Source organism: Actinotalea lenta (genome assembly GCF_030586465.1).
In the GTDB taxonomy this organism is placed as follows: Bacteria; Actinomycetota; Actinomycetes; order Actinomycetales; family Cellulomonadaceae; genus Actinotalea; species Actinotalea lenta.
In genome coordinates this window covers 702937-718948 of the sequence record NZ_JAUQYP010000001.1, presented here as the reverse complement: position 1 = coordinate 718948, position 16012 = coordinate 702937, and the positions used below count along the sequence as shown (strand labels likewise).

12 protein-coding genes are annotated in these 16012 nt (G+C 72.9%); 7 read left to right on the top strand and 5 right to left on the bottom strand.

The window, feature by feature from the left end:
- Positions 1–116: 116 nt before the first annotated feature.
- The 4 genes from Q6348_RS03310 to Q6348_RS03295 all read right to left on the bottom strand — a co-directional run bounded on the left by Q6348_RS03310 (position 117) and on the right by Q6348_RS03295 (position 4526).
- Positions 117–638 (bottom strand): RDD family protein, encoded by a 522-nt coding sequence (locus Q6348_RS03310; protein WP_304599906.1) that lies wholly within the window; start codon positions 636–638, stop codon positions 117–119.
- A gap of 77 nt (positions 639–715) precedes the next feature.
- The gene (locus Q6348_RS03305) at positions 716–1975 is read right to left on the bottom strand and encodes a GNAT family N-acetyltransferase (protein WP_304599905.1); all 1260 of its coding nucleotides are present in this window, start codon (positions 1973–1975) and stop codon (positions 716–718) included.
- Positions 1976–2100: 125 nt separating this feature from the next.
- On the bottom strand, positions 2101–2748 hold the full coding sequence (locus tag Q6348_RS03300; RefSeq protein WP_304599904.1) for an RDD family protein: 648 nt from the start codon (positions 2746–2748) through the stop codon (positions 2101–2103).
- 158 nt (positions 2749–2906) lie between these two features.
- The gene (locus tag Q6348_RS03295) at positions 2907–4526 is read right to left on the bottom strand and encodes a methyl-accepting chemotaxis protein (protein ID WP_304599903.1); all 1620 of its coding nucleotides are present in this window, start codon (positions 4524–4526) and stop codon (positions 2907–2909) included.
- Positions 4527–4785: 259 nt separating this feature from the next.
- Here Q6348_RS03295 and Q6348_RS03290 point away from each other — a divergent pair, with 259 nt between their 5' ends.
- From Q6348_RS03290 to Q6348_RS03260, 7 genes are all read left to right on the top strand, one after another.
- On the top strand, positions 4786–5067 hold the full coding sequence (locus Q6348_RS03290) for a metal-sensitive transcriptional regulator (RefSeq protein ID WP_304599902.1): 282 nt from the start codon (positions 4786–4788) through the stop codon (positions 5065–5067).
- A gap of 102 nt (positions 5068–5169) precedes the next feature.
- Positions 5170–5400, top strand: coding sequence for a heavy-metal-associated domain-containing protein (locus Q6348_RS03285; protein WP_304599901.1), 231 nt, complete (start codon positions 5170–5172; stop codon positions 5398–5400).
- 56 nt (positions 5401–5456) lie between these two features.
- The gene (locus Q6348_RS03280; protein ID WP_304599900.1) at positions 5457–7931 is read left to right on the top strand and encodes a heavy metal translocating P-type ATPase; all 2475 of its coding nucleotides are present in this window, start codon (positions 5457–5459) and stop codon (positions 7929–7931) included.
- Between the two features lie 142 nt (positions 7932–8073).
- Positions 8074–8889 carry a CPBP family intramembrane glutamic endopeptidase gene (locus tag Q6348_RS03275; protein ID WP_304601895.1) on the top strand — a complete coding sequence of 272 codons (816 nt, stop codon included), beginning with the start codon at positions 8074–8076 and terminating at the stop codon, positions 8887–8889.
- Between the two features lie 232 nt (positions 8890–9121).
- Complete coding sequence (locus tag Q6348_RS03270; protein WP_304599899.1) at positions 9122–10576, top strand: sensor domain-containing diguanylate cyclase; 1455 nt, start codon at positions 9122–9124, stop codon at positions 10574–10576.
- 10 nt (positions 10577–10586) lie between these two features.
- Positions 10587–13064 carry a lysylphosphatidylglycerol synthase transmembrane domain-containing protein gene (locus Q6348_RS03265; protein WP_304599898.1) on the top strand — a complete coding sequence of 826 codons (2478 nt, stop codon included), beginning with the start codon at positions 10587–10589 and terminating at the stop codon, positions 13062–13064.
- A gap of 218 nt (positions 13065–13282) precedes the next feature.
- Positions 13283–14659, top strand: coding sequence for a cryptochrome/photolyase family protein (locus Q6348_RS03260; protein ID WP_304599897.1), 1377 nt, complete (start codon positions 13283–13285; stop codon positions 14657–14659).
- Positions 14660–14672: 13 nt separating this feature from the next.
- On the opposite strand, the gene Q6348_RS03255 is transcribed toward Q6348_RS03260, so the two are convergent.
- The gene (locus Q6348_RS03255) at positions 14673–15992 is read right to left on the bottom strand and encodes an MFS transporter (protein ID WP_304599896.1); all 1320 of its coding nucleotides are present in this window, start codon (positions 15990–15992) and stop codon (positions 14673–14675) included.
- Positions 15993–16012 lie beyond the last annotated feature (20 nt).

Sequence of the window (16012 nt, the reverse complement as noted above, 5' to 3'; positions counted from 1 at the left end):
TCCCAGGAACGATCCTGGCAGACCGGCGGCCGGCAGGCCGTTCCCGGCGGCCCGTGAGGAGCAGATGAGGTTCCGGGTGGCGGGCCTGGGCTACCCGGTCGCCCGGCGAGGAACGGTCAGGCGCGAACCGAGATCGTCCGGACGATCTTGTCCGCGAAGGTCTGCTTCTTCGGGTCCCACAGCGGCCACAGGTAGCCGAGGAGGAACAGACTGCTGTCGAGAAGGTGCACGACGTCGCGCACCAGCGCCATCGCGGTACCGATCGGCTGACGGGTCTCCTCCGAGACCAGTCTCAGCCCGACCATGCCCTTGCCGATGGACTGCCCGGCACCCTGGCGCACGCCGCGGTTCCAGATCCACAGGACCAGCCCGATCAGGCTGCCGACGGCGAGGACGACCGAGCTGCTCCGCGTGGGCCCGTCCGACGCCGTCGCAGCCGCGTACACGCCGCTGATGGCGCCGCCGGGGACCGCCACGATCATGACGTCGATCAGGAACGCCCTCGCCCGCTGCGGCCACGCGGCGAGCGCGACGTCCGGCACCGGCGGCGCCATCTCGCCCTGATAGACCGGCGCCCCCTGGTACTGCGGGGCTCCGGGGGCGGGGCCCCCGTCGGCTGGTCCTCGGTCCACGCTCATCGCGCCGTCCCCCTCGTCGTAGCGGCGTACCTCCCGAGTGTGCCAGTGTGGCGCCCTCGCCGGGCCGACTTCCGCCGTCACCACGGCAGGTAGTAGGTGAGCAGGTCAGCCGTCACGGCGGGGAAGAGCGCCTCACCCACGGCGGGCCTGCCGTAGACGTCGGGCCGCACGCGCCTCAGGCCGGCGAAACCACGCTGGCCGAACAGCAACGCCCCGAGCTGATCCGGCGCCACCCCGAACCCGCCGTGCACGCCGGGCGACTGCATGGGGCCGCCGGTCTGCACCGGGCCGAAGCCGTCGGCGGTGACCGGCAGCCGGTGGTGGGCACCGAACGTCGAGATCACCAGCGCCTCACCCAGCACCTGGGGCGCCAGCGCGCACGCGCGCCGCCACAGCACGGGCCGCAGCGCACCCAGCAGAGCGCCGACGTCGGGAATCCGCAGGTAGTACTGCTCGCACCCGGCATCCGGGACGTCCAGCAGCCGGTCCCACGTATCGCCGGTGACGGTGCCTGCCCGGTGCACCACCGAGAGCTCCTGACCGTCCGGGAGCTGGGCCGCCAGGCGAGCCAGCAGCGCATTCGCGGCGCCCGCATCGACCGCCGCGGGCTCGGCGGCCACGAGCCCGTCGTCGTCCGCCCGGACCCGGGCCGAGGCGACCACCGCCCCGTCGCGCTCCAGCACGCGCGTCCGCGAGGCGCTCTGCGCCAGCAGCGCACGCCAGCGGGCCGCGGGGTGCGGCACGGCCACGTCGAACGCCGCCTGGGTGGCCTCCTGCAGCCCCACCAGTCCGGGGAGGTCCTCGCTGCGCGCATCCCGCAGCGCACCGGCCGCAGCGCCGACCTCCGGGACGGACCCGACAAGGCGCCGCGCGGGCGGGATGTCGATGGCGTACTCGTACCCGAAGCGGCGGTAGAAGTACGGGATCCCGATGATCAGCTGCACAAGGTGGCCGCGGTCGGCCGACCGCCGGTGCGCCCACCCCATCAGGGCACGTGCCAGACCGCGGTGCTCGTAGTCCGGGTGCACGGCCACGAGCTCCACCTGGCCCGCGGGCAGCGTCACGTCGCCGAGCCGCACCGTCTCGTCGAGCAGGGTCGCGGTGGCGGCCACCCGGTCGCCGTCGACGACCACGGCGCTCGCGTCCCAGCCCAGGTCCGGGTCGTGCACCACCAGGCGGTGGTCCAGGCCGTCGGCCTCGTCCCCGCGCTCGACCAGCAGGGTCCCGATCTGGTCGAGGTCGGCCGGGCGGGCGGTGCGCAGCTCAAGCCCGCCGGGCAGCCGGGTCGCCGTGGCGGCGGGGCTGGTTCTGCCGGTGGGAGCAGCGGGGTCGACCATGGCGCCACCCTCCCGGGCCGCACCGCCGGGGTCCACAGGATTCCCCCGTTCCGAGCCGGGCCACCTCCCGAACCGAGAGCGACGAGGGGCACCTCAGTGCCGGGACGAGAACGACGACGGGCGCCTCAGCCGCGGACCGAGAGAGTCGAGAGGATCTTGTCCGCGAACGTCTGCTTCTTGGGATCCCACAGCGGCCAGAGGTAGCCGACGTAGAGGAACGAGTCGAGCACGTGCAGGATGTCGCGAACCAGGGCCATGCCGACCCCGATCGGCTGGTGCGTGCGCTCGCCGATCAGGCGCAGCCCCACCGCACGCTTGCCGATCGACCGACCAGAACGGCCCTGCAGCACCCCGCGGTTCCAGGCCCACAGCACAAGTGTGATGAGACCGCCGACGATCAGGGCCGCTGCGCCACCGGCGGACACCTCGGACGTGGTGCCGTTCAACGCGTCCGAGAGCGAGCCGCCGACGAAGATGCCCTCACCGATGGCCAACGGGATGCCTGCGACGAGCACGTCGACGAGATACCCACCGACGCGCCGTCCCCAGCTTCCGAGCTCGACGCCCGGCACCGCGGGCACGGGCGCCGACTGGCTGGCCGCAGGCGCGGACGGGTACGCGTAGCCGGGCCCCGACGGGTAGGACTGGCCTGCCGGAACGGGCTGGGCGCCGACCGGCGTCGGGAACGCGTCGTCCGGGCCGCTGGACTGCTGGTGCGGCGGCACCGGGCTGGGCTGCGGCTCCCACGGGCCACCCGTCTGGTTCTCGCTCATCGCTACCGCCCTCGGGATCGTTCGGACATCTCGCAGCGAGTATTCCAGCGGGCGCACGGCCGGGGAGCGGTTTCCACAGCGAAGCCTCGCCGGCCCGGACGCCGCGACGGTCGCCGCGGTGTCGCCTGGGCCCGGACCGGCGAGGTCCCACCTGCCTGTCAGACCCGGAACCTGCTCACCTGGCTCTGCAGCTCGGCAGCCATCCGGGCCAGCTCCGCGATCGCCGACGCGCTCTGCTCGACGCCCTGCGTGGTCTGGGTCGCGGCCGTGGCCACGTAGGTGACGTTCCGCGCGATCTCGCCGGAGCCGCTCGCGGCCTCCGCCAGGCTCCGGTTCATCTCACCCGTGGTGGCCGTCTGCTCCTCGACCGCGGCGCTGATCGTGGTCTGGAACTGATGGATGCGGTCCACGATCTCGGAGATCCGGCCGATGGCCGTCACGGCGCCCGAGGTGTCCTGCTGGATCGCCTGGATGCGCTGTGCGATGTCCTCGGTGGCCTTCGCGGTCTCCTGTGCGAGGTCCTTGACCTCTCCTGCCACCACCGCGAAGCCCTTGCCCGCGTCCCCCGCCCGGGCCGCCTCGATCGTCGCGTTGAGGGCCAGCAGGTTGGTCTGCTCGGCGATCTGGGTGATCGCCGTGATCACGGCGCCGATCTCGGCCGAGGACGTGCCCAACCGGGTGATCGAGGCGGTGGTCTCCTGCGACACCTGGACCGCCTCGGAGGCGACCCGCGCCGCATCGGTCGCGTTGCGGGCGATCTCCTTGATGCTCGAGCCCATCTGCTCGGTGCCGGACGCCACGGTCTGCACGTTGGCGCTGACCTGCTCCGCCGCTGCGGCGACGGCGCCGGCCTGCGCGCTGGTCTCCTGCGCAGCAGTTCCGATCTGCTGCGAGGTGCCGGACATCTCCTCCGCCGCCGAGGCGACGGCCGAGGACGAGGTCGCGACCGACCGGATGACGTCGGCCACCTGACCGACGAAGCGGTTGAACGACTCGGCGACGGTGGACAGCTCGTCGCGCCCCTCGACCTCGAGCCGTGCGGTCAGGTCACCCTCCCCACGGGAGATGTCGTCCAGCCGTGCCTTGAGGCGGCCGAGCGGCCCGGTGATGGACAGCACGGCAGCGCCGATCAGCAGTGCGCTGACCACCAGCGCGATCCCGGCGATGCTGAGCACCGCGAGGCGACCGGCCGCGGCCTGCGACGTCGCGGACGCGGCTGCGGCCTGGGCGCGCTCGTCGAGGCTCGACACGAGCTTGGTCATCGCGGTCGCGATGCCCTGGTAGACGGTGATCTCGTCGTGGAGCACCTGCTGGGTCGCGTGCTCGACGGCCCCGTCGCGACCGCTGCGGTAGCCCTGGATGATCTGGTCGTCGACCTGCATGAACGTCGTGTAACCGGTTCGCGCCCTGGCGACCTGCGCCGCCTCGCCGTCGGTCAGGCCGGTGGCCTTCTCGAGCGTCGTGAGCTGCTTGTCCACGAGGTCGGCGGCGGCCAGGAACGATCCGCGCGATCCGGCGTCCTGGGCGACCGAGGCCGGATCCTGCATCGCGTCCAGCGCGTACGCGGTCTGCCAGCCGTTCCAGTCCGCGGCCAGGTACTTCAACCGAACGGCCTCTTCGGCCAGCCTGCCGAGCGCCGCGCTGCGGTCCGCAGCGCGGCTGCTCGTGGTGAAGAGCGTCGTGGCGACGCCGCTGACGGCGGCGAGCGCGACGATCGCGACGACACCGATGAGCAGCAGGCGGAACCGGATCGTCGTCCGGCGGAACGTGTTGAGCATGGCTGTCCTCCCCTGAGTCCTCGCGCCGGAGAACTCTGCACGGCGCGGTCGGTCTCCCTTCGCCGCGCCCGGGGGGTCGTTGAGGGATTCGTTCGAGGTCGCCTGCGCCGACTCCGCCACGAAGGTGTTTGACGAAGATCAACCAGAGGTCTAGTAGGGCCTAGGTCCCGGCCCCGGAACACGGAGGGCCCAAGGTCCTGTCGAACGAAATACCCTACGGGGGTACCGTGTTACGCGAACCTCGACCGAGGGAGTGCAGATGCCGGGCTACACCGGGACCAAGGACGACTACCTCAAGCGCCTTCGCCGCATCGAGGGCCAGGTCCGGGGCATCGCCCGGATGGTGGACGAGGACGTGTACTGCATCGACGTCCTCACCCAGGTCTCCGCCGTGACCAAGGCCCTGCAGGCGGTCAGCCTCGGGCTGATGGAGGACCACCTCGCGCACTGCGTCGTCGACGCGGCTCGCGAGTCGCACGAAGCCGGCGACGCCAAGGTTCGCGAGGCCGCCGAGGCCATCGCCCGGCTCGTACGCAGCTGAACCACCGCGCTCGGCCCCGCGATCGGGACCGGGCGCAAACGCGGGCCCGTCGGGCCCGTGCCGCAACCGGGGTCGACGCCCCATCGAAGGAAGGGAACCACCATGAGCACCCAGACCGTCCGTGTCGCCGGCATGACGTGCCACCACTGCGTGATGTCCGTCTCGGAGGAGGTCGGCGAGATCGAGGGCGTCAGCGGCGTCGACGTCGACCTGGTCGCCGGCGGCACCTCGACCGTGACCATCACCGCCGAGAACCCCGTCTCCGACGAGGCGATCGCCGCGGCCGTCGCCGAGGCCGGCTACGCCGTCGTGCGCGACGACAACCTGCTCTAGCCCGATCCGCTCGACCGACCTGCTCGAGCCCCACGCACACCGGGAGGTGGACCCGCATGACCCAGCAGACCCCAGCGACGCCGGCCTCGGCGCAGCAGAGCCCGATCGAGCAGGCGCACGCCGCCGGCGACGCACCCGTCGCCGTGCTCGACCTCGCGGTCCAGGGGATGACGTGCGCATCATGCGTGGGACGGGTCGAGCGGAAGGTCGGCAAGATCGCCGGGGCGAGTGCGGTGGTGAACCTCGCCACCGAGTCGGCCCGCGTCGAGCTGAGCGAGGACCTCGACGCCGCGACGATCCTGCAGGCCATCGAGGCGGCCGGGTACTCGGCGACCGTGCTGCGCGACTCGCGTGCGACGCGGCCCGCCGCCGACGCGGACGAGGAGCGCGAGATGGCGCTCTCCGGTCACACGTCCGAGAGCTCCGCCGACGCGGCGGGCGACGACACCTCCGATCCGGGCGAAGCGCGGGGCCGCGACCTGCGCCGCCGGCTGATCGGGGCGTCGGTGCTCAGCGTGCCTGTGGTGCTGCTGTCCATGGTCCCCCCGCTGCAGTTCGACGGCTGGCAGTGGGTGGTCGCCGCGCTCGCCCTGCCGGTCGCGACGTGGGGAGCGTGGCCGTTCCACCGCGCCGCCGCCCGGGCCGGACGACACGGGTCCTCGACGATGGACACCCTGGTCTCGCTGGGCGTCATCGCGGCCACGGGCTGGTCGCTGTGGGCGCTGCTCCTCGGCGGCGCGGGCGCGATCGGGATGCGGATGCACCCGACCCTTCTGCCACGGGCCGCGGCTGGGGGCGGCGGCCTGCCGGAGCTGTACTTCGAGACCGCGGCCGTGGTCACGACCTTCCTGCTCGCGGGTCGGTTCGCTGAGCACCGCTCCCGGCGACGCGCCGGGGACGCGCTGCGCAGCCTGCTCTCCCTGGGCGCGACCCAGGCGACCGTCCTCGTCGAGGAGGGTGGCCGACGCGTCGAGCGATCGGTCCCGACGTCGGCGCTGCGGGTCGGCGACCTGTTCGCCGTCCGACCCGGCGAGAAGGTCGCCACCGACGGAACCGTGGTCGAAGGCACGTCGGCCCTGGACACCTCGCTGCTCACCGGCGAGCCCGTGCCGGTGGACGTCGGCCCGGGGGACGCGGTGACGGGCGCCACCGTCAACACGTCGGGCTACCTGGTGGTCCGCGCGAGCCGGGTGGGCGAGGAGACCACGCTCGCCCAGATCGGCCGGCTCGTCACGCAGGCCCAGACGGGCAAGGCGCCCGTGCAGCGCCTCGCGGACCGGATCTCCGCGGTGTTCGTGCCGGTGGTGATCTCGCTCGCGCTGTTGACGTTCCTGGTCTGGCTGCTGATCGGCGCCGGGGTCACCGCCGCGTTCACCGCGGGCGTCGCCGTCCTCATCATCGCGTGCCCGTGCGCCCTGGGACTGGCCACACCGACCGCCCTGCTGGTCGGGACCGGGCGCGGCGCGCAGCTCGGTGTGCTCATCAAGGGCCCGGAGATCCTCGAGCAGACCCGCCGTGTCGACACCGTCGTGCTCGACAAGACGGGCACCGTCACCGAGGGCCGCATGCAGGTCACCGACGTCCTGCCCGCCGAGGGGGAGGACCTCGACGAGGCCGTGCGGTTCGCGGGCGCGGTCGAGGCGCGCAGCGAGCACCCGATCGCCCGCGCGGTGGTCGAGCGCGCACGCGCCACCGTCACGACCGGCGGCGCGCCCGAGCCGGAGGCACCTCGTACCGGCGCCGACGGGGTCGAGATCGGCTCCGACCAGGTGGTCGACTTCCGCAACGACGCCGGGCGCGGCGTGGTCGGCGTCGTGCGGACCGCGCACCAGGGAATCCAGGTCAGCCGCCGGGTACTCGTCGGGCGACGCACCTGGCTCGGCGAGCAGGACGTGGACACGGCGGCCCTGGACGGCGTGGCGCAGCTCGCCGAACGCGAGGGCTCCACCGTCGTGCTGGTCGCGTGGGCCGGCAAGGCGCGCGCCGCGATCGTGCTGCGGGACCCGATCAAGGAGACGTCCGCGGCCGCCGTCGGCGAGCTGCGCGACCTCGGACTGCGTCCCGTGCTGCTGACCGGCGACAACGAGACCGTCGCCCGCAAGGTCGCCCGCGAGGTGGGCATCGACGACGTCGTCGCCGAGGTGCTGCCGGAGGACAAGGTCGCCACCGTCACCCGACTGCAAGGCGAGGGCAGGGTCGTGGCCATGGTCGGCGACGGCGTCAACGACGCCGCAGCGCTGGCCCAGGCCGATCTCGGTCTGGCCATGGGAACCGGCACCGACGTCGCGATCGAGGCCGCCGACATCACGTTGGTGCGGGGCAACCTGCAGTCCGCGGGCCAGGCGATCCGGCTGTCGCGCCGGACGCTGGAGATCATCAAGCAGAACCTGTTCTGGGCGTTCGGCTACAACGTCGCCGCGATCCCGCTGGCGGCGTTCGGCATGCTCAACCCGATGATCGCCGGCGCTGCGATGGCGTGCAGCAGCGTCCTGGTGGTCACCAACTCCCTGCGTCTGCGCCGCTTCTCCTGACCGGACAGCACCGTTGCGACCATCTTCTCCTTGAACACCACCCTGTGGTGGGCACGGGTCCCTTGATCACGGCCTTGGGGGGCTCATGGGGGACGTCCAGGCGATGTCCAGGTCGGGGTCGTAGCGTGCGAGGGTGACTGCCGTGACCCCGCGCGAGAAGGACGCCCCGGCCGAGGGCTCGGGCCCGCAGCCCGCGCCCTCCCGCACCCGGCTCCGGGCGGAGATCTGGATCGTCCTCGGCCTCTCCCTCGGCCAGGCGGGCGTCTACGCGATCGTCAACCTGGCCGACCGGCTCACCCGGGCTCAGTCCCTCGGTCAGCAGACCGCCACGATCAATCCCAGCCAGTCCCCACGACCCTGGCTCGACCTGACCTACCAGCTCCTGCACATCGGCTTCGGCCTGATGCCGGTCGCGCTCGCCCTGTTCCTGCTGGCACAGCCCGCCGGGTTGCGCGCAGCGCTGGACCGCATCGGCCTGAACGCTCGCCGACCCGGACGGGACCTGCTCGCGGGCGCCGGGCTCGCAGCGGTGATCGGCATCCCCGGACTCGGCCTGTACGCGGCGGGCCGGGCGCTCGGCCTGAGCGTGCACGTGGCCGCCTCCGGGCTCACGGACCACTGGTGGACCGTCCCCGTGCTGATCCTCTCGGCCCTGTACAACGCGGTGCTCGAAGAGGTCGTCGTGGTGGCGTGGCTGCTCGACCGCCTCGGCCGGCTCGGCTGGCGCATCCCCGCGGCGATCGCGCTGAGTGCTCTCATCCGCGGTTCCTACCACCTGTACCAGGGTCCTGCGATGGCCGTCGGCAACGTCGTGATGGGCGTCGTCTTCACGCTCGCGTACCTGAGGTGGAAGCGGGTGGCGCCTCTGGTGGTCGCCCACTTCCTGCTCGACCTCGTCTCGTTCGTCGGGTACGCGCTGGTCCCGGCGAGCCTCCTCGCGGCACTTGGCCTGTCGTAGCGGGACGTCGACGGTCAGCGTGTCCTGAGTCGGAGGTCCCAGAGCCGCCCGGACTCGGGGCGCCGAGTGGGTGAAATCGGACCAACCGTCCCCGCATCACCGCACGTGGGAGCGTTTCGGCGGGACCGGTCGGCGGAACAGCCCTGGTCAGGCGCCCCCAGGCTGGGCACACTGAGCTGGCTCCCCCCCACCCCCCGAGGTGCGCATGCCGGGTCATACCGCAGCAGTCCGCGTGCCTGGCGCAGTCGCCATCGCGACCGCCGTGCTCAGCGGTGCCGTCGCGCTGCCCGCGTACAGCTGGCTGCACACCCACGGCCTCGTGAGCGGGGCCCCGTGGGAGCTGGCGCTCATGACCCCGCTCGTGGTCCTGGCCGGGCTCGAACCCGTGCAGCGCTGGATCGGTTCCGGCCGGCTCGACAACCGGCCCGCGGTTCGTCTCACGCTGGCCTACGCCCTGTTCGCCGCCTACACCTGGCTGGCCGGGTGGAGCCTCGTGCTCCCGGCCACGGCAATCCTGGTGGCGGTCGTGCACATCCAGCGGTCGGGATCGCAGGTGTGGCGACCGGCCGTGCTGCTGCTCGCCGTCACGACGGCACTGGGCCAGATCGGTGTCGCGACCGGCGCGGTGTCCACCGTGGTCGCCCCGGCCGTCAGTCACGTCGCGACCCTCGCGATCTTCCTGCTGTCCGCAAGCGGCGTGCTGAGCGTCGGGCTGGCCGTGTCCGAGCGCCAGCACGTGGAGGCGGCGCTCGCCCGGGCGGACGCCCGGCTGCGAGCGCTCATGGAGTCCTCCAGCGACGTGCTCACCGTCAGCGACGCGAGGCGGCGGCTCACCTATGTCAGCCCCGCCGTGGAGCGGGTGCTCGGGCAGTCGCAGCAGGACCTGCTGGGCGCCGACCTCCTCACGATGGTGGACCCCGGGCACCGGGACCACGTCGCGGCCGAGCTCGCCGATGTCGTCACGGCCGGCCGTGGGACGCGCACGAGCTTCGACGTGGTGGTCACCTCGAGCGGCGGGGACGCCCGGTGGTACGAGTGGACCGTGCACAACCTGCTGGGCGACCGACTCGTCGAAGGCCTGGTCATCGAGCAGCGGGACGTCACGGAACGGCTCCAGCACCAGGAGGAGCTCCGGTTCGCCGCCGCGCACGACGACCTGACCGGGCTGCCCAACCGGACCGGCCTCCTCGAGCGCCTCGGGGAGGACCTCGCGATGGCGGAGACCGAGGCGGGCGTCGCCGTGCTCTTCCTGGACCTGGATCGCTTCAAGGAGGTCAACGACACCCACGGGCACGCCGCCGGCGACGAGGTGCTCGTGGCCCTGGCGAAGCGGCTGCGCGCAGGACTGCGGCCGCACGACCACCTCGCCCGGATCAGCGGTGACGAGTTCTGCGCGATCCTCACCGACGTCCACGACGTCGCCGAGGTCGCAGGTGTGGTCGGCCGTCTGGCCCAGACGTGCGACGTGCCCGTCGCGTTGCGGGACGGGACCCAGGTCAGCGTCGGTGCGAGCATCGGCGTCTCGCTCGCGTTCTCGCCCGACCGCGAGCCGGACGCCATGCTCGCCCAGGCCGACGACGACATGTACGCCGACAAGCGCGCACGACGCTGGCGCGAGGAGAACGAGGCCCGTCTCGGGCTGGGCAGGCAGAACGCGGAGGCCACGGCCGAGGGTGGTCCCGCCTAGACTCGCCGCCATGTCCGGTCCCTGGCGCACCGGCCCGCCCGGGCCGTCGGGGCCGGTGGTGCGCATCGTGGACACCCCCACCGCCCGCGTGCACCATCCGGGCGACCTGGTGGCGTTGATCCTGTCCGCCGTGGGCATCGCCGCGGTGTGCATCCTCGCCGTCTACGCGCAGGGCACGACCACGGGCGTGACGGAGGACGTCCAGGGGTTCGCCTCGGTGGTGCGGCGCCTGGTGTTCTTCCCCGTCACGGTGCTCGAAGCACTCATCACGATCGTGGCGCCGATCGCCGCCCTGGGCGAGCTGCTGCTGCGGCGCCTGCTCCGGCACGCCGCCGAGGCGGTGCTGGCCGCCGCGCTCGGACTGGTGGCCAGCCAGGTCGCCACCTGGCTCATCACACACTTCGGCATCCCCGCGCTGCAGCAGTCGTTCTCGGTGTACCGCGGGGGCCAGGGGACCGTGACGCTGCCGGGGACGCTGATCGCCGTGACCGCGCTGCTCACCGTGGCCGGCCCGCGCAGCAGGCGACGCACGGTCGCGTGGTCCTGGAACGCCGTGTGGGTCGGGCTCGGCGCCGCCATGGTCACCGGCCTTCTCACCCTGCCGGGTGCGTTGACCACCGCGCTGCTGGGCCGGATGGTCGGCACCGCGATCCGGTTCGCATCCGGCGTGCAGTCCGAGCGCGCCTACGGACGGGTCCTCGTCGACGGCGTCCGACGCGCAGGCACCGATCCCGCCGCGCTGTACCGGGTCCACTCGGTGCCGGACGACCACGGGCACGGTGACGCAGCCCTGGCCGGCGACCCGGCGAGCGTCGCCTTGGCCCGGCACTCCGACCAGCGGGTCTACGCCATGGTCGACCGGGACGGCGCACGCCGCGACGTGCTCGCCCTGGACGGGGACCGCCAGGTCGTCGGCGTGCTGATGCGGTGGTGGCGGTCGCTGCGCCTGCGCGGGATCGACGGCCGGGCGGTCGTGTCGCTGCGACAGGTCGCCGAGCGTGTCGCCCTGCTCAGCTACGCCGCCGCCTCCGCCGGGGTGCACACGCCCCGGCTCCTGTCGATGGCCGAGGCGGACGACTCGATGCTGCTCGTGTTCGAGCACGTGCCGGGCGCCGTGCCGCTCGGTGAGCTGGATCCCGCCCAGCTGGACGACGCGACCCTCGACGCCATCTGGAGCCAGCTGCGCGTTGCGCACCAGGCGGGCCTTGCGCACCGCGCCCTGACCGCCGACGCCGTGCTCGTGACCGACCGGGCCTACGGCCACCGGGTGCTGCTGACGGGGTGGGAGTCGGGCGACGTGGCCTCCTCCGAGCTGGCCCGGCGCGTGGACATCGCGCAGCTGCTGGGCCTCCTCGCCCTGCAGGTCGGGGCGGCCCGCGCGGTCGACTCGGCCGGCCGCGTGCTGACCCCGGAGGAGCTCGCCACCATCGGCCCGCTGCTGCAGACCATCGTGATGCCGCGCGCCACGCGTGAGGCGGCGCGCTCGCAGCGCGGCCTGATGGCCGAGGTCCGTGAGGCCCTGCTCGAGCGGATGCCGGAGGCGGACGTCGAGCCGGAACGGCTGGCCCGGTTCGGCGTCCGCACAGTGCTCACGCTCGCGCTGACCATCGCGGCCGGTGTGCTCGTGGTCACCACGATCAACATCGACCAGATCCGGCTCGCGCTCACCGAGTCCCAGCCGTGGTGGGCGGCCGCGACGTTCGGGTTGGGCATGCTGACCTTCCTGGGCGGCGCGATCGCCCTCGTCGCGTTCTCGCCCGTCCGACTCCCGCTGTGGCGGGCGACCCTCGTGCAGTGCGCGGCATCCTTCGTCGCGCTGGTCGCACCCGCCGGCGTCGGGCCCGCGGCCCTCAACCTGCGCATGCTCACCCGACGCGGCGTCTCCAACGGGCTGGCAGTCGCCTCGGTGGGACTCGTGCAGATCAGCCAGCTGCTGACCACCATCGTCGTGCTCCTCGGCCTCTCGCTCGTGAGCGGGTCCTCGCGTGCGCTGCACCTGCCGTCCTCCACGATGCTCGCGGCGATCGCGGTGGTCCTGGTGGCCGTGGGGGCCGCGCTGCTGGTGCCGCGTGTGCGCCGGTGGGTGATCGGGCGCACCGTGCCGATCTGGCGGCAGACCTGGCCGCGGCTGGTCCGGATGCTGTCCCAGCCGAAGCGTTTCGCCGTGGCCGTGGGCGGGAACCTCATCGTGACGCTGTCCTACCTCGGCGCGTTCTGGGCGAGCCTGGCGGCGTTCGGGCAGGAGCTGTCCCTCATCGACCTGGCACTGATCTACCTGGTGGGCAATGCTGCCGGGGCCGTGATCCCGACGCCGGGTGGGCTGGGGACGGTCGAGGTCGCGCTCTTCACCGGGCTGACTGCCACCGGCGGGATCCCGGCGGGCATCGCGACCAGCGCCGTGGCACTGTTCCGTGGCCTGACGTTCTGGGGTCGGGTGCCATTCGGCTGGCTGTCGATGCGGGCCTTGCAGCGCACCGGCGAGCTCTGAGGACCACAGCCCGGCGGTGCAGGATGCGGCCGGCGGTGCAGGACGCGGCCGGCGGTGCAGAATGCGGCCGGCGGTGCAGGACGCGGCCGGCGGCGCAGGACGCGGCCGGCGGTGCAGAATGCGGCCTACCGGATGCCGCGATCTGCACCGGACGCCGCGATGCGCGCTGGAGGCCGCTCCACCCGGCACGGCGTGAGTCGAGCGCTTAGCCTTCGCGAATGACCAGCATCCTGTGGCTGCGCCGGGACCTGCGGCTGCGCGACCACCCCGCGCTCGCCGCGGCGGTGGAGGCCACGTCGGACCACACTGTGCTGCCGCTGTTCGTCGTCGACCCCGCGCTGGTCACCTCGGCCGGGCCGGCGCGGCTTGCCGCGCTGCGTGACGCGCTCGACGGGGTTCGCGCGGCCTACAATGGCGCGCTCGTGGTGCGGCACGGTCGCCCCGACGAGGTGCTGCCCACCGTCGTGCGGGAGAGCGGGGCGGACTCCGTGCACGTGTCTGCGGAGACCACCCCCTACGGCAGGCGTCGGGACGAAAGGGTCGGGCGCGCGCTGCACGGGCTCGGCGTCCCGCTGGTCGCCACCGGGAGCCCGTACGCGGTGACGCCGGGACGGGTGCGCACGGGTGCCGGCGAGCCGTACAAGGTGTTCACCCCCTTCTCGCGCGCGTGGCGCGAGCACGGCTGGCGCCGGCCCGCGGCGGTACCGACCGGGCTGCGGTGGCGCCGCACCCTGGACTCCGAACCGCTGGCCGAGGCCGTCGCACACGCGCCGAGCGACCTGCCCCCGGTGACGGAGGAGACGGCACTGGCCCGCTGGCGCGAGTTCCTCGACGACGGCCTGGAGGGTTACCGCGACCGTCGCGACCGGCCCGACCTGGACGGCACCTCCCGACTGTCCGTGCACCTCAAGTACGGCACCGTGCACCCGCGGACCCTGCTGGCCGACGTCGCCGACCATCCCGCCGGCCGCGAGCCCGGTGCCCAGACGTTCCTGAACGAGCTCGCGTGGCGAGAGTTCTACGCGGACGTGCTCTGGCACGCCCCGGCGTCGGCGTGGACCGACTGGCGTGCCGACCTCGCGCTCCGGTACGACGATCCGACGTCCGACCCAGGTGCCGCCGCAGCCCTGGAGGCATGGCGACAGGGGCGGACGGGCTTCCCGTTCGTCGACGCCGGGATGCGCCAGCTCCTTGCAACCGGCTGGATGCACAACCGGGTCCGGATGGTCACCGCAAGCTTCCTGGTCAAGGATCTGCACCAGTGGTGGGTGCACGGCGCGCGCCACTTCATGGCGCACCTGCGCGACGGGGACCTCGCATCCAACAGCCACGGCTGGCAGTGGGCCGCGGGCACGGGCACCGACGCCGCGCCGTACTTCCGGGTGTTCAACCCGGTGACCCAGGGACTGCGCTTCGACCCCGACGGAGAGTACGTGCGCCGGTGGGTCCCCGAGCTGCGCCACCTGCCGGGCGCATCGGCGCACGAGCCGTGGAAGGCACGCGACGGCTACGCCGAGGGCTATCCGGGCCAGCTGTTGGACCACGGGCAGGAGCGCCGCGAGGCGCTGGCGCGGTACCAGGACGCGAAGAGCTGATCGCGCGAGCCGCTCACATCCCGCGCGCGGTCTCCGGCCCGGGCGGCACGGGGAGCGGCGGCTCGTCGACGTCGTGCTGGGGCAGGGTAGGGGCCCACCCGGTGAGCACGAGCCCGAGGACGAGCAGAGACGAGGTCAGCACGAAGGGCCACGACCGGTCCACCCCGGACAACCACCCAGCGATCCAGCCGAACGGCGCCGTGACGAGCATCACAGCGGTGCGCTGCATCGCCATGACCCGCGACCGCTCGAGCTTGTCGACGTGCAGGGCGACCAGCGACTCGGCGAGCATCGCGAGGATCCCTCCCCCGAACCCGTCGAGCACCAGTGTGACGCCGAGCAGCAGGTAGGTCGACGTTCGGGCACCGTCCGCGGCGGGGATGGCGACCAGCAGCAGCTGTCCTGCCAGGTATGCGACGAAACCCCATCGCGTCGGGCGTCGCAGCTGCGCACCCCCCGTGAGCCGGGGGATGAGGGTGAAGAAGAACAGCATCGACAGGATCGAGCGGGCCATCGGGAAGAACGGCAGAAGCGCGTCGGGCACGCCGAGCCGCTGACTGACCGCGATCTGCCAGAACGTCCCGGTGACCAGCGCCACCGCAGCGACCACGGCCATCACGGCCACCGAGTACAGCGTGCCCGGCGAGCGTCGGATCACCGCCCCCACACCGCGGTACTCGCGCAGCAGTGACCAGGTCGACCGGCCCGCGACCTGCGTCATGCGGAGCCGGCCGACGTCGGTCTCGTGGGATGCGCGGTACAGGATCCAGACCTTGGCGGTCATCACGACGAAGGCGTTGACGTAGAGGATCCGCACCGCCGGCTCGAGGCCGAAGCGCGCCACCAGCACCGCCGCGACCGGGGCGAACAGCGCCGAGAGATCGGCTGCGACGCGGACCAGCGAGTACACCCGGGTGATGAGCCGCGGCTCGGCATCCTCGACCAGGAGGCAGTCCCACGAGTTCTGGGTGACCTGCCAGGCCCCGTTGACCAGCGACGCACCCAGGAAGAACCAGAAGTTCTGCGCCACGGCCCAGATCAGGCAGGGCACGGACCACGCGACCAGGTCGAACACCGCCGTCGTGGCGCGCCGGCCGAGCTTGTCGGTGATCACCCCGCCGAGCAGCCCGAACACGGTCTGGGACAGGATCCCGATCGTCGCCAGCAGGCCGATCTGCTGGTCGCTCAGCCCGAGCGCCAGCATGTAGACCGACGCGTACGGCAGCACGAGGGCCATCGACAGGCCCCACATCGGCTCGGTCCAGACCGCCGCCCGCGGGTTGCCCCGGAGGCGCACGGCCGTGGACCAGAGAGACTCGTGCGACGTCGCCACCAGGCCCTCCGTGGTTCGTC